At 59.0% G+C, this 13354-nt stretch carries 13 protein-coding genes; 10 read left to right on the forward strand and 3 right to left on the reverse strand.

Going from position 1 to position 13354, the window contains the following annotated elements:
- Window positions 1-13: 13 nt before the first annotated feature.
- Complete coding sequence (locus tag HX811_RS00445) at window positions 14-1738, forward strand: ABC transporter ATP-binding protein/permease (protein ID WP_177044350.1); 1725 nt, start codon at window positions 14-16, stop codon at window positions 1736-1738.
- A gap of 198 nt (window positions 1739-1936) precedes the next feature.
- On the opposite strand, the gene HX811_RS00450 is transcribed toward HX811_RS00445, so the two are convergent.
- Entirely contained in the window at window positions 1937-2374 is a 438-nt protein-coding gene (locus HX811_RS00450) for a YhcB family protein (protein WP_003216019.1), read from the reverse strand.
- A gap of 147 nt (window positions 2375-2521) precedes the next feature.
- On the opposite strand from HX811_RS00450, the gene HX811_RS00455 reads away from it, so the two are divergent.
- The 3 genes from HX811_RS00455 to zapE all read left to right on the forward strand — a co-directional run bounded on the left by HX811_RS00455 (window position 2522) and on the right by zapE (window position 5696).
- The gene (locus HX811_RS00455) at window positions 2522-3151 is read left to right on the forward strand and encodes an alpha/beta hydrolase (RefSeq protein WP_023659190.1); all 630 of its coding nucleotides are present in this window, start codon (window positions 2522-2524) and stop codon (window positions 3149-3151) included.
- Between the two features lie 16 nt (window positions 3152-3167).
- Complete coding sequence (locus HX811_RS00460; protein ID WP_008437254.1) at window positions 3168-4523, forward strand: tryptophan--tRNA ligase; 1356 nt, start codon at window positions 3168-3170, stop codon at window positions 4521-4523.
- A gap of 78 nt (window positions 4524-4601) precedes the next feature.
- Window positions 4602-5696, forward strand: a complete 1095-nt coding sequence (gene zapE, locus HX811_RS00465; RefSeq protein ID WP_003216025.1) for a cell division protein ZapE — start codon at window positions 4602-4604, stop codon at window positions 5694-5696.
- Window positions 5697-5890: 194 nt separating this feature from the next.
- On the opposite strand, the gene HX811_RS00470 is transcribed toward zapE, so the two are convergent.
- Window positions 5891-6811 (reverse strand): GlxA family transcriptional regulator, encoded by a 921-nt coding sequence (locus tag HX811_RS00470; protein ID WP_173406101.1) that lies wholly within the window; start codon window positions 6809-6811, stop codon window positions 5891-5893.
- A 220-nt stretch (window positions 6812-7031) separates the two neighbouring features.
- Between HX811_RS00470 and HX811_RS00475 the strand changes: the two genes are divergently transcribed.
- Window positions 7032-8168 carry an acyl-CoA dehydrogenase family protein gene (locus HX811_RS00475; RefSeq protein WP_177044352.1) on the forward strand — a complete coding sequence of 379 codons (1137 nt, stop codon included), beginning with the start codon at window positions 7032-7034 and terminating at the stop codon, window positions 8166-8168.
- 106 nt (window positions 8169-8274) lie between these two features.
- On the opposite strand, the gene HX811_RS00480 is transcribed toward HX811_RS00475, so the two are convergent.
- Window positions 8275-9315 carry an NADP(H)-dependent aldo-keto reductase gene (locus tag HX811_RS00480; protein ID WP_008437253.1) on the reverse strand — a complete coding sequence of 347 codons (1041 nt, stop codon included), beginning with the start codon at window positions 9313-9315 and terminating at the stop codon, window positions 8275-8277.
- Between the two features lie 248 nt (window positions 9316-9563).
- Here HX811_RS00480 and rplM point away from each other — a divergent pair, with 248 nt between their 5' ends.
- The 5 genes from rplM (at window position 9564) to HX811_RS00505 (ending at window position 13252) form a co-directional block, all read left to right on the forward strand.
- Window positions 9564-9992, forward strand: a complete 429-nt coding sequence (gene rplM, locus HX811_RS00485) for a 50S ribosomal protein L13 (RefSeq protein ID WP_003216032.1) — start codon at window positions 9564-9566, stop codon at window positions 9990-9992.
- A 14-nt stretch (window positions 9993-10006) separates the two neighbouring features.
- Entirely contained in the window at window positions 10007-10399 is a 393-nt protein-coding gene (gene rpsI, locus HX811_RS00490) for a 30S ribosomal protein S9 (protein ID WP_003216038.1), read from the forward strand.
- 266 nt (window positions 10400-10665) lie between these two features.
- Window positions 10666-11262, forward strand: coding sequence for a ubiquinol-cytochrome c reductase iron-sulfur subunit (gene petA, locus HX811_RS00495; protein WP_003216040.1), 597 nt, complete (start codon window positions 10666-10668; stop codon window positions 11260-11262).
- Complete coding sequence (locus HX811_RS00500; protein WP_003216042.1) at window positions 11262-12473, forward strand: cytochrome bc complex cytochrome b subunit; 1212 nt, start codon at window positions 11262-11264, stop codon at window positions 12471-12473. Before petA ends, HX811_RS00500 begins: the two co-directional genes overlap by 1 nt.
- Window positions 12473-13252: a cytochrome c1 gene (locus HX811_RS00505; protein ID WP_177044354.1), complete on the forward strand. Its 780-nt coding sequence runs from the start codon at window positions 12473-12475 to the stop codon at window positions 13250-13252. Before HX811_RS00500 ends, HX811_RS00505 begins: the two co-directional genes overlap by 1 nt.
- The last annotated feature ends 102 nt before the right edge of the window (window positions 13253-13354 follow it).

The following is a 13354-nucleotide window of genomic DNA, read 5'->3' on the forward strand; positions in this document are numbered from 1 at the left end:
CCGAGCCTGAACAATGAATCAGAACGCTGAGTATTCCGCGGTCAATGACGCGGTGCGTGGGCAATTTTTAAGGAAAGTCTGGGCGCTGATCACCCCCTACTGGCGCAGTGAGGAGAAGTTCAAGGCCTGGCTGTTGTTGCTGGTGGTGCTGGGGCTTTCGCTGTTCAGTGTGGCCGTGTCGGTGTGGTTCAACAGCTGGAACCGCGACTTCTATAACGCCCTGGAAAAGAAGGACTACGACGCCTTCACCCACCTGCTGATGTATTTCAGCGTGATCGCCGTGGTGGCGATCGTCACCGGGGTGTTCACTTCCTATTTGCAGCAAATGCTCACCATCCGCTGGCGGCGCTGGCTGACTGAAACCTACTTCGCCAAGTGGCTGAGCGAGAAGAACTACTACCACCTGGAATATGGCGGCTACACCGATAACCCCGACCAACGTATCTCCGAAGACCTCAACGCCTTTACCAGCAGCACCCTGAGCCTGGGCCTGGGGTTTATCAGTAACCTGGTGAGCCTGGTGTCGTTCTCGGTGATCCTGTGGGGCGTGTCCGGCAGTATCGAGGTTTGGGGCATCACGATTCCCGGCTATATGTTCTGGGCGGCACTGGTATATGCCGTGCTGGGCAGTTGGTTGACCCACTTGATTGGTCGAAAACTGATCGGCTTGAGCAACCGCCAGCAACGCTTCGAGGCCGACTTGCGTTTCAGCCTGGTGCGGGTGCGCGAGAACGCGGAAAGCATCGCGCTGTTCAATGGCGAGCCGAATGAACACCAGCAACTGAGTGCACGTTTCGGGCGGGTGTGGAGCAACTTCTGGAGCATCATGCAGCTGAAGAAGCGCCTGAACTTCTTCACCAGTGGTTACTCACAGATCGCGATCATCTTCCCGTTTGTGGTGGCAGCGCCGCGTTACTTTTCCGGCCAGATAGAGCTGGGCGTGCTGATGCAAGTGGCCAGCGCGTTTGGCAGCGTGCAGGGCAGCCTGAGCTGGTTTGTCGACGCGTACACCGTGTTGGCCAGCTGGCGTGCGACCTGTGATCGTCTGCTGAGCTTTGGCGAGGCGATGGAAGAAAACGAAGGCCGCAACACGGGCATCGAGTTGCAACGCCAGGGCGGCGATTTGCAGATGAGCAACCTCAGCCTCGATCTGGCGGATGGTCGTCACCTGCTGGATGGCGCCAACCTGACGGTTGCCGAGGGTGAGCGATTGATGCTCAGCGGGCGTTCCGGCAGCGGCAAGTCAACCTTGCTGCGGGCCATGGGCAATCTCTGGCCAAACGGCCACGGCAACATCCGCTTGCCGGCCGAGCGTTATCTTTTCCTGCCGCAAAAGCCGTACCTGCCGATTGGTACCTTGCGGGGTGTGTTGAGTTATCCACAGGAGGAGGGCGCGTACCCGGCGCAACGTTATGCACAGGTCCTGGAAACCTGCCGCCTGGCGCATCTGATTCCACGCTTGGACGAAGCCAATCACTGGCAGCGCATGCTGTCGCCGGGTGAGCAACAGCGCCTGGCGTTTGCGCGGGCGTTGTTGTTTGAACCGCAATGGCTGTACATGGACGAGGCCACCTCGGCGATGGACGAGGAAGATGAGGCGGTGCTGTATCAGGCGTTGATCGATGAATTGCCGGGGTTGAGCATCGTCAGCGTCGGGCACCGCAGCAGCCTCAAGCGATTCCATGGGCGGCATGTGCGGATACAGGACGGGCAGCTACAAGAACAACCCGTGTCCTGAGGCAGGGCGCGGTCAATGTGGGAGCGGGCTTGCTCGCGAATACGGTGTGTCAGTCACCCGATGTATTAACTGACCCACCGCATTCACGAGCAAGCCCGCTCCCACATTGGATCAGTGTCGTCTGGTCGACCTGGTTCCAACAAAAAAGCCCGGCTGATCATCGATCAGCCGGGCTTTTTCATGCCGCTTGAAAAGCTATTACTTTTTCAAGCCGTAATGCTCATCCAGCATCCCCGGGGCGTTTGGCGTTTTTGGCGCGTAATCCCGTGGCGGTTCCTGATTTTCCCGCGGAGGGGTCAGGCGTTCCCGTGGAGCGTGCGGTGCATCGGAATGCAGCGCGGCCAGCAGGCGCTGGCGGGTGATGTCGTCCAGGGCCAGGCGGTTGGCACCCTCGGCGAGATGATCCTGTACTTCCTGATAGCTCTGAGTGAGCTTTTTCACCAGGGTCGCGGTGCTGTTGAAGTGGGTAACAACCTCGTTCTGATAACTGTCAAAACGTTCCTGAATGTCATCCAGCTGACGCTGCGTGCGGTTAGGCGCGGCATTCGGCAGCAGGCGGGCAACCAGGAATCCAATGGCGACACCGGCAACCAAGGCGAGAGTCGGCAACAACCAAACTAAGAGCGAGTGTTCCACGAGTCCTTCCTCTATAAACGGCTTTGCTTTACGTTAACGGCTCGGACCTGCGCTGTATACCGCGATTAAGCTCGCAATGATGCCATGCACAGACTTTTAGCTAGACGAGTCGACCCCTTGAGAGGTCACGGAGTTCCTTCCTTGCTGATGCGTGAAACCCCCGTTTTGATCGATGGCCCGGTAGGCCAACTGGAAGCCCTGTATCTGGATCACCCCGAGCCACGTGGCCTGGCGCTGATCTGTCACCCTAACCCGGTGCAGGGCGGCACCATGCTCAACAAAGTCGTATCGACCCTGCAACGCACCGCGCGCGATGCCGGCTTGATCACGTTACGTTTCAATTATCGCGGTGTCGGCACCAGTGCCGGTACGCACGATATGGGCACCGGTGAAGTCGACGACGCCGAAGCGGCAGCCACCTGGCTGCGTGAAAAGCATCCCGACCTGCCGATCACCCTGCTGGGTTTTTCCTTCGGCGGGTTTGTCGCGGCCACCCTCGGCGGCCGCCTGGAAGCCAAGGGCGAAAAACTCGCGCACCTGTTCATGGTGGCCGCGGCCGTGATGCGCCTGCGGGATAACGACGTGTTGCCACAAGGCTGCCCATTGACCGTGATCCAGCCGGAAACCGACGAAGTGGTCGACCCGCAACTCGTCTACGACTGGTCCGCGGCCCTGAATCGCCCCCATGAGCTGCTGAAAGTGGCAGAATGCGGACACTTTTTTCATGGCAAGCTGACCGATCTCAAGGATCTTGTGCTGCCACGTCTTTCGAATTGATGACAAGCGATCACCCATGACGACCCGTACCCGCATCCTCACCGGCATCACCACCACCGGCACGCCGCACCTGGGCAACTACGCCGGCGCGATTCGCCCGGCGATCCTTGCCAGCCAGGACGCCAACGCCGACTCCTTCTACTTCCTGGCCGACTACCACGCCCTGATCAAGTGCGATGACCCGCAGCGCATCCAGCGCTCGCGCATGGAAATCGCCGCGACCTGGCTGGCCGGTGGCCTGGATGTGAACCGGGTAACCTTCTACCGCCAGTCCGACATCCCGGAAATCCCCGAGCTGACCTGGTTGCTGACCTGCGTGGCGGCCAAGGGCCTGCTCAACCGTGCGCACGCCTACAAGGCCTCGGTGGACAAGAACCTGGAGAACGGCGAAGACCCGGATGCGGGGATCACCATGGGCCTGTACAGCTACCCGGTGCTGATGGCCGCGGACATCCTGATGTTCAACGCCCACAAGGTGCCGGTCGGTCGTGACCAGATCCAGCACGTGGAAATGGCTCGCGACATCGGCCAGCGCTTCAACCACCTGTTCGGCAAGGGTAAAGAATTCTTCACCATGCCCGAAGCGCTGATCGAAGAAAGCGTCGCCACCTTGCCGGGCCTGGATGGCCGCAAGATGTCGAAGAGCTACGACAACACCATCCCGTTGTTCACCAGCGCCAAGGACATGAAGGACGCAATCTCGCGGATCGTCACCGACTCCCGCGCGCCGGGCGAAGCCAAGGATCCGGACAACTCGCACCTGTTCACCCTGTACCAGGCATTTGCCACCCAGGCCCAGGAAGAAGAGTTTCGCGGTGAACTGCTGCAAGGCCTGGGCTGGGGCGAGGCGAAGAACCGTCTGTTCCAACTGCTGGACGGCCAGTTGGGTGAAGCGCGCGAGCGTTATCACCAACTGATGTCGCGCCCGTCGGACATGGAAGACCTGCTGCTGGTCGGCGCCCGCAAAGCCCGCGCCGTGGCTGCACCGTTCCTGGCCGAACTGCGTGAAGCGGTGGGCCTGCGCTCGTTCGTCAATCCGGTCGCCGTGGCTGCCACCACCAAGAAGAAAGCTGCGAAAGCCGCACGCTTTGTCAGCTTCCGCGAAGACGACGGCAGCTTCCGCTTCCGTTTGCTGGCGGCCGAAGGCGAGCAACTGCTGCTGTCGCGCAACTTTGCCGACGGTAAAACCGCAGGCGCCGTAACCAAGCAGCTGCAATCGGGTCAGGCGCTGGATGTACGCAGTGAAGCCTCGAGCTTCAGCGTGTGGCTGGACGGTGAAGTCGTCGCCGATAGCCCGGCGTTCGCCGACAGCGCCTCGCGGGATGCGGCGATCGAAGCCTTGCGCGTTGCGTTGACCCCAATCGAGGATTGACCCGACCAAGGGTTGATTGCCATTCTTCAGGGCCGTCGTTACAGTGGCGGCCCGTTTTTGTTGCCTTGCTAACGAATTATGACGCCCCTAGAACGATATCAAGCTGATCTGAAACGCCCTGAATTCTTCCATGACGCTGCCCAGGAAACTGCGGTGCGCCATTTGCAGCGCCTGTACGACGATCTGGTCCAGGCCTCGCAGAACAAGCCGGGCATGTTCAGCAAGCTGTTTGGCAAGAAAGACCACACGCCGGTCAAGGGCCTGTATTTCTGGGGTGGTGTTGGCCGGGGCAAGACTTACCTGGTGGACACCTTCTTCGAAGCGCTGCCGTTCAAGGAAAAGGTCCGCACCCACTTCCACCGCTTCATGAAGCGCGTGCATGAAGAGATGAAGACCCTGCCGGGCGAAAAGAACCCGCTGACCATCATCGCCAAGCGCTTCTCGGAAGAAGCCCGGGTGATCTGTTTCGATGAGTTCTTCGTGTCCGACATCACCGACGCGATGATCCTCGGCACCCTGATGGAAGAGTTGTTCAAGAACGGCGTGACCCTGGTCGCCACCTCGAACATCGTGCCCGACGGCCTGTACAAGGACGGTTTGCAACGCGCGCGTTTCCTGCCGGCCATCGCCCTGATCAAGCAGAACACCGACATCGTCAACGTCGACAGCGGCGTCGACTACCGCCTGCGTCACCTTGAACAAGCCGAACTGTTCCACTACCCGCTCAACGAAGTGGCCCAGGAAAGCCTGCGCAAGAGCTTCCGCGCGCTGACGCCGGAATGCACCCAGGCGATTGAAAACGACAAGCTGATCATCGAAAACCGCGAAATCATCGCACTGCGTACCTGCGATGACGTGGCCTGGTTCGAATTCCGCGAACTGTGCGACGGCCCTCGCAGCCAGAACGACTACATCGAACTGGGCAAGATCTTCCACGCGGTGATCCTGAGCGGTGTCGAGCAGATGAGCGTCACCACCGACGACATCGCGCGGCGCTTTATCAACATGGTCGACGAATTCTACGACCGCAACGTCAAGCTGATCATCTCGGCGGAAGTCGAGCTCAAGGACCTCTACACCGGCGGCCGCTTGAACTTCGAATTCCAGCGCACCTTGAGCCGCTTGCTGGAAATGCAGTCCCACGAGTTCCTGTCGCGGGCGCACAAGCCGTAAGCGATGTGCTTGAAATGAAAAAGGCCCGCAGCGATGCGGGCCTTTTTTTATGCAAAATTTCCAGGTCAACAGAAAGCAACTGTGGGAGCCGGGCTTGCCCGCGATAGCGGTCTGTCAGCTAATGCCTCTGGTGCCTGGCACGCCGCCATCGCAGGCAAGCCAGCTCCCACATTTTTACTGCGTATACCCTTTGGTTATGCGGCCTGCTGGAACTGCTGGCGATACTGGTTGGGCGACAGCTCGGTATGCTGGCGGAACAGCCTCGCAAAGAAGCTCGCGTCGTCGTAGCCCACCTCGTAACTGATGGTCTTGATGCTTTTGCGGCTGCCGGACAGCAGGCCCTTGGCTGTCTCGATGCGCAACCGTTGCAGGTAGTGCAGCGGCTTGTCACCGGTGGCGGTCTGGAAGCGGCGCATGAAGTTGCGGATGCTCATGCCGTGTTCCCGGGCCACGTCTTCGAAGCGGAACTTGTCGGCGAAGTGCTCTTCGAGCCAATGCTGGATCTGCAGGATGATCACGTCCTGGTGCAGCTTCTGCCCGCCAAAACCGATGCGCCCGGGGGCGTAGCTGCGTTGCACTTCGTAGAGGATGTCGCGGGCCACGGCCTGGGCGATGTTGGCGCCGCAGAAGCGTTCGATCAGGTAGATGTAGAGGTCGCAGGCCGAGGTGGTGCCGCCTGCGCAGTAGAGGTTGTCGGCGTCGGTCAGGTGCTTGTCCTGGTTCAGCTGCACCTTGGGAAAGCGTTCGGTGAAAGCGTTGAAGAAGCGCCAATAGGTGGTCGCTTCCTTGCCATCCAGCAGGCCGGCTTCGGCGAGCCAGAACACCCCGGTGGCTTCGCCGCACAGCACCGCGCCACGGGCGTGTTGTTCGCGCAGCCAGGGCAGCACTTGGGGGTAGCGTTGGCACAACGAGTCGAAATCGTCCCAGAAGGCCGGGAGCACGATGATGTCGGCGTTTTCGAGGCCGCCGTCCACCGGCATGATCACATCGCTGAAGCTGCGCACCGACTGCCCGTCGGGGCTGACCAGGCGGGTTTCGAAGGCGGGAGTGAGGCCCTGGCCCAGCTGTTTGCCGTAGCGCAGGCTCGCGAGGTGGAAGAAATCCTTGGCTTGCATGAGGGTTGAAGCGAATACCCGATCAATGGCCAAAATGCTGACGCGCCGCAAGGGCGTGGAGATTTGGTTAGACATAATTTCATTTATTCTTATAGGGGAAAGTGGTCACCAGACGGCTGGATCGTCTTATTTTTTGTCGCATGTGTCCAGTGTCCTGTGACGCCTTCGCGGCTTAGGCTCTGTGATCCCGGTCTTGTCCGACAATTCACACAGGTGACCCATGATTCCCAGAACCTTGTTCAGCTCGGAGCACGAACTCTTCCGCCAGAGCGTGCGCACCTTCCTCGAAAAAGACGCGGCGCCGTTCCACGGGCAATGGGAAAAGCAGGGCTACATCGACCGCAACTTGTGGAACAAGGCGGGGGAGGCGGGGATGCTCTGCTCGCATTTGCCGGAAGAGTACGGCGGCCTCGGGGCGGACTTTCTCTACAGCGCGGTGGTGATCGAGGAGATCAGCCGGCTGGGATTGACCGGGATTGGTTTCTCCCTGCATTCGGACATTGTTGCGCCCTACATCCTGCATTACGGCAGTGAGGCGCTGAAGCACAAGTACCTGCCCAAGCTGATCTCCGGGGAAATGGTCACGGCGATTGCCATGACCGAGCCGGGGGCCGGGTCCGACCTGCAAGGGGTCAAGACCACGGCGGTGCTGGATGGCGATGAATACGTGATCAACGGCTCCAAGACGTTCATCACCAATGGCTTCCTGGCTGATCTGGTGATCGTCGTGGCCAAGACCGATGCCAAGGCCGGCGCCAAGGGCACCAGCCTGTTCCTGGTGGAGGCCAATACGCCGGGTTTCGACAAGGGCAAGCGCCTGGAGAAGGTCGGGATGAAGGCCCAGGATACATCGGAGCTGTTCTTCCAGGATGTGCGGGTGCCCAAGGAGAATCTGCTGGGCCAGGCGGGGATGGGCTTTGCCTACCTGATGCAGGAGTTGCCGCAGGAGCGTTTGACGGTGGCGATTGGCGCGTTGTCGTCAGCCGAGGCGGCGTTGCAATGGACGCTGGAATACACCCGGGACCGCAAGGCGTTCGGCAAGGCGATCATCGACTTCCAGAACACCCGATTCAAACTGGCGGAGATTGCCACTGAAACCCAGATCGGCCGGGTGTTTGTCGACAAGTGCATGGAGTTGCACCTGGAAGGCAAGCTCGATGTGCCCACGGCCGCGATGGCCAAATACTGGGCCACGGACCTGCAGTGCAAGGTGCTGGATGAGTGTGTGCAACTGCACGGCGGGTATGGGTTTATGTGGGAATACCCGATTGCGCGGGCGTGGGCAGATGCGCGGGTGCAGCGGATTTATGCGGGGACGAATGAGATCATGAAGGAGATTATTGCGCGGGCGCTTTGAATCTTCTGTGTTGCTGATGGCGCCATCGCGGGCAAGCCCGGCTCCCACAGAAATACTCGGTCAACTGTGGGAGCTGGCTTGCCTGCGATAGCGGTCTAGAGATCAATCAAGGCGCAGGATTCGGATGATCCTTCTGGATCGCCTCAATCCCTGCCAGCACCTCATCCGACAGTTTCAAATCAGCACTGGCGATGTTGCTGTCCAGCTGCTCCAGGGTCGTGGCGCCAATGATGTTGCTGGTCACGAACGGTTGTTGGGTCACAAACGCCAATGCCATCTGCGCCGGGTCCAGGCCGTGCTCACGGGCCAGTGCCACGTAACGGCTGCATGCAGCTTCCGACTGCGGGTTGAAGTAGCGGCTGAAGCGGCTATAGAGGCTCAGGCGGCCCTTGGCCGGGCGTGCGCCACCTTCGTACTTGCCGCTGAGCATGCCGAACGCCAGCGGTGAATACGCCAGCAAACCGCACTGTTCACGGATGGCGATCTCCGCCAGGCCCACTTCAAAGCTGCGGTTGAGCAGGTTGTAGGGATTCTGGATCGACACCGCGCGGGTCCAGCCACGGGCTTCGGCCAGGGCCAGGAACTTCATGGTGCCCCACGGGGTTTCGTTGGACAGGCCGATGTGGCGGATCTTGCCGGCCTTGACCTGCTCATCCAGGGCTTCGAGGGTTTCTTCCAGCGGCGTCAGGTCTTCTTCGGCCTTGTGCTTGTAGCCCAGTTGGCCGAAAAAGTTGGTGCTGCGTTCCGGCCAGTGCAGCTGGTAGAGGTCGATCCAGTCGGTTTGCAGGCGCTTGAGGCTCGCGTCCAGGGCTTCGGCGATGTGCTTGCGGTTGTGCTTGAGGCTGCCATCGCGGATGTAGTCGATGGTGTTGCCGGGGCCGGCGATCTTGCTGGCGAGGATCCAGTCGGCACGGTCGCCGCGGCTTTTGAAGTAATTACCGATGTAGCGCTCGGTGGTGGCGTAGGTGTCGGCCTTGGGCGGCACCGGGTACATTTCCGCGGTGTCGAGGAAGTTGATCCCCGCGGCCTTGGCCCGTTCGATCTGTGCGAAGGCCTCTGCCTCGCTGTTCTGCTCGCCCCAGGTCATGGTGCCCAAGGCTATCGCGCTCACGTTCAGATCGGTTCGGCCCAGCTGTCGATAGTCCATCGGGTACTCCTTCGGGGAAAACAATCATAAAAGCAGGTTGAAATTTTTTTGGCAATCTGCATAATTGCCCACCTCTTTCTGCAGTGGAAGTGATGCGCCGCCTGCCGAAGAATCTTGCCGTTGAACGGACGCGCCGACCCGAGCCCCCGATAGCGTCTGTATCCGGCTGCCTTTGACTTGTCAAAGTACGCACTATTCAGTAAGATCCGCCGTCTAATTTACAGGGCGGCCCCTGAGGCTATTAAAGAATGACAACTTTTACTGCAAAACCAGAAACAGTTCAGCGCGACTGGTTTGTCGTCGACGCCGCTGGTCAGACCCTGGGTCGTCTGGCCACTGAAGTCGCCAGCCGTCTGCGTGGCAAGCACAAGCCTGAGTACACCCCTCACGTTGATACCGGTGACTACATTGTCATCATCAACGCCGAGCAGGTACGTGTTACCGGCAACAAAGCGCAAGACAAAATGTACTACCGTCACTCCGGTTTCCCAGGCGGTATCAAGTCTTCGAACTTCGAAGGCCTGATCTCCAAAAAGCCTGAAGCCCCGATTGAAATCGCGGTCAAAGGTATGCTGCCGAAGGGCCCACTGGGTCGCGACATGTATCGCAAGCTGAAAGTCTATGCGGGCGCTGCTCACCCTCATGCTGCTCAGCAGCCCCAAGAACTGAAGTTTTAACGGAATAGTTCATTATGTCGGCGACTCAAAATTACGGCACTGGCCGTCGCAAAACCGCTACCGCTCGCGTTTTCCTGCGTCCGGGTACTGGTAACATCTCGATCAACAACCGCACTCTGGAAAATTTCTTCGGTCGCGAAACTGCCCGCATGGTAGTTCGTCAGCCGCTGGAATTGACCGAGACCGTTGAAAAGTTCGACATCTACGTCACCGTTATCGGTGGCGGTGTAAGTGGTCAAGCTGGCGCAATCCGCCACGGTATCACTCGCGCTCTGATGCAGTACGACGAAACCCTGCGTGGCGCTCTGCGCAAAGCTGGCTTCGTGACTCGCGATGCTCGTGAAGTTGAACGTAAGAAAGTTGGTCTGCGTAAAGCGCGTAAGCGTCCGCAGTACTCGAAGCGTTAATTCGCTTTTACGTTCCAGAAAACGCCCAGCCTCCTCACGGAGCTGGGCGTTTTTTATTGCCTGCTATTTATGTAAAAAAATCTGTGTGACAACTTGCCACATCCGTAGAGCCCCTATACTCAAAGGCTTGGAGCCAGTGCCGGGGGTAATTACCTTGTCAGACGTGGGGCTTTTCATTACCATTCGGCAAAATTTTTATAAGTTCAGATTTAACACTTAGTAGACGCCTGATTTAACAGGCCACAAAGCTGATGGGAGAGGACTGAATGAGCAATGACGGCGTGAATGCAGGCCGGCGTCGCTTCTTGGTAGCAGCCACATCCGTGGTGGGTGCTGCAGGAGCGGTGGGGGCTGCGGTCCCGTTCGTGGGGTCATGGTTTCCCAGTGCCAAGGCGAAAGCCGCAGGTGCACCGGTGAAGGTGAATGTCAGCAAGATCGATCCAGGCCAGCAAATGATTGCTGAATGGCGCGGTCAGCCAGTGTTCATCGTTCGTCGTACCGAGGAAATCCTGGGAAATCTGAAGAAGATCGAGGGCCAGCTGTCCGACCCCGACTCGAAGAATTCCGACCAACCCGCTTACGTCGATAAGGAAATTCGCTCGATCAAGCCGGAAATTCTGCTGCTGATCGGTATCTGCACCCACTTGGGTTGCTCTCCCACCTTCCGCCCGGAAGTGGCGCCTGCGGACCTGGGCAAGGACTGGGTCGGGGGCTATTTCTGCCCGTGCCACGGTTCTCACTACGACCTCGCTGGCCGCGTCTACAAGTCACAACCTGCACCACTGAACCTGCCAGTTCCGCCACATCACTACGAGACTGACAGTGTCATTGTCATTGGCGTCGACGAGGGGGAGAAAGCCTGATGAGCAAGTTCATGGATTGGGTGGATGCGCGCTTCCCCGCGACCAAGATGTGGGAAGACCACCTCAGCAAGTACTACGCACCGAAGAATTTCAACTTCTTCTATTTCTTTGGCTCCCTGGCACTTCTGGTACTGGTCAATCAGATCGTTACCGGTGTCTGGCTGACGATGAGCTACACCCCGTCGGCCGAAGAAGCCTTCGCCTCCGTCGAATACATCATGCGCGACGTCGAGTACGGCTCGATCCTGCGTCTGCTGCACTCCACCGGCGCCTCGGCGTTCTTCATCGTCGTCTACATGCACATGTTCCGTGGCCTGCTCTACGGTTCGTACCAGAAGCCCCGCGAGCTGGTGTGGGTGTTCGGCATGCTGATCTACCTGGCACTGATGGCCGAGGCCTTCATGGGCTACCTGCTGCCGTGGGGCCAGATGTCCTATTGGGGCGCCCAGGTGATCATCTCGCTGTTCGGTGCGATCCCGGTCATCGGCAACGACCTGACCCAGTGGATTCGCGGTGACTACCTGATCTCCGGGATCACCCTGAACCGCTTCTTCGCCTTGCACGTGGTGGCCTTGCCGATCGTGATCCTGGGCCTGGTAGTGCTGCACATCCTGGCGTTGCACGAAGTGGGTTCGAACAACCCCGACGGCGTGGATATCAAGAAGCACAAGGACGAAAACGGCGTACCACTGGACGGCATTCCGTTCCACCCGTACTACACCGTGAAAGATATCGTCGGTGTGGTGGTGTTCCTGTTCATCTTCTGCTCGATCGTGTTCTTTTTCCCGGAGATGGGCGGTTATTTCCTCGAGAAACCGAACTTCGAACAGGCGAACGCCTTCAAGACCCCGGAACACATTGCCCCGGTCTGGTACTTCACTCCGTTCTACGCGATCTTGCGGGCGATTCCCGACAAACTCATGGGCGTTATCGCCATGGGCGCAGCGATTGCGGTGCTGTTCGTGCTGCCGTGGCTCGACCGTAGCCCGGTCAAGTCCATGCGCTACAAGGGCTGGCTGAGCAAGATCTGGCTGTGGGTGTTCTGCATTGCGTTCGTGATCCTGGGTGTACTGGGCGTATTGGCGCCGACCCCGGAGCGTACGTTGCTGTCGCAGGTCTGCACCTTCCTGTACTTCGCCTACTTCATTCTGATGCCGTTCTATACCCGGCTCGAGAAGACCAAACCGGTACCGGAAAGGGTGACTGGCTGATGAAAAAATTATTCGTTGCATTCATTCTTGCGGCCCTGCCGCTGCTGTCTTTCGCCGCTGAACACGGCCCAGAGCTGGAAAAAGTCGACATCGACGTCTCGGACAAAGCCGCAATGCAGGACGGGCTGCGTACGTTCACCAACTACTGCATGGGCTGCCACAGCGCCAAGTTCCAGCGTTACGAGCGAGTGGCCGACGACCTGGGCATTCCCCATGACGTGATGCTGAGCCACTCGGTGTTCACCGGGGCGAAGATCGGCGACCACATGACCATCGGCATGCAACCGGCCGACGCCAAGACCTGGTTCGGGGCTGCACCGCCCGACCTGACCCTGGTGGCCCGTGTGCGTGGCGCCGATTGGCTCTATGGCTACCTGAAATCCTTCTATGAAGACCCGACGCGTCCCTACGGCGTGAACAACAAAGTGTTCCCGAACGTCGGTATGCCTAACGTTCTGGTCGGCCTGCAAGGCCGCCAAGTGGTAGGATGCAAGCAAGTACAAATCGTCGAAGACGGCAAGAAGCAGTATGATCCGCTCACCGGTACGCCTTTGACTCATGAAGCGTGCGATCAGCTGACCATAGTGCCGAAGACCGGCACGCTGAACGAAGAGCAGTTCGACGAGAAGGTCAAGAATCTGGTGACCTTCCTGGCCTACTCGGCCAACCCAGTGAAGCTGCAGCATCAGCGCATTGGTACCTATGTGTTGCTGTACCTGGCCTTCTTCTTCGTGTTCGCCTATCTGCTGAAACGCGAATACTGGAAGGATGTGCATTGATCCAACCGTAAGTAATTGCTGTTAATCTTGCGCGCCCAGCGGCATCTCTGCAGGTAAGTCTGGTTTATCCAGGCATCACGGAGATGCTCACTGGGCGCGCTC

Source organism: Pseudomonas sp. F8002 (assembly GCF_013385495.1).
GTDB lineage: Bacteria > Pseudomonadota > Gammaproteobacteria > Pseudomonadales > Pseudomonadaceae > Aquipseudomonas.

Excerpts from the sequence above, each read along its gene's own strand:
- HX811_RS00480 (WP_008437253.1), bottom strand. The coding sequence starts at position 9,315 with ATGGACTATCGACAGCTGGGCCGAACCGATCTGAACGTGAGCGCGATA.
- HX811_RS00445 (WP_177044350.1), top strand. The coding sequence starts at position 14 with ATGAATCAGAACGCTGAGTATTCCGCGGTCAATGACGCGGTGCGTGGG.
- HX811_RS00500 (WP_003216042.1), top strand. The coding sequence starts at position 11,262 with ATGAGCAAGTTCATGGATTGGGTGGATGCGCGCTTCCCCGCGACCAAG.
- HX811_RS00475 (WP_177044352.1), top strand. The coding sequence starts at position 7,032 with ATGATTCCCAGAACCTTGTTCAGCTCGGAGCACGAACTCTTCCGCCAG.
- HX811_RS00505 (WP_177044354.1), top strand. The coding sequence starts at position 12,473 with ATGAAAAAATTATTCGTTGCATTCATTCTTGCGGCCCTGCCGCTGCTG.
- rplM (WP_003216032.1), top strand. The coding sequence starts at position 9,564 with ATGACAACTTTTACTGCAAAACCAGAAACAGTTCAGCGCGACTGGTTT.
- HX811_RS00460 (WP_008437254.1), top strand. The coding sequence starts at position 3,168 with ATGACGACCCGTACCCGCATCCTCACCGGCATCACCACCACCGGCACG.
- rpsI (WP_003216038.1), top strand. The coding sequence starts at position 10,007 with ATGTCGGCGACTCAAAATTACGGCACTGGCCGTCGCAAAACCGCTACC.
- petA (WP_003216040.1), top strand. The coding sequence starts at position 10,666 with ATGAGCAATGACGGCGTGAATGCAGGCCGGCGTCGCTTCTTGGTAGCA.
- HX811_RS00470 (WP_173406101.1), bottom strand. The coding sequence starts at position 6,811 with ATGCAAGCCAAGGATTTCTTCCACCTCGCGAGCCTGCGCTACGGCAAA.
- HX811_RS00455 (WP_023659190.1), top strand. The coding sequence starts at position 2,522 with ATGCGTGAAACCCCCGTTTTGATCGATGGCCCGGTAGGCCAACTGGAA.
- zapE (WP_003216025.1), top strand. The coding sequence starts at position 4,602 with ATGACGCCCCTAGAACGATATCAAGCTGATCTGAAACGCCCTGAATTC.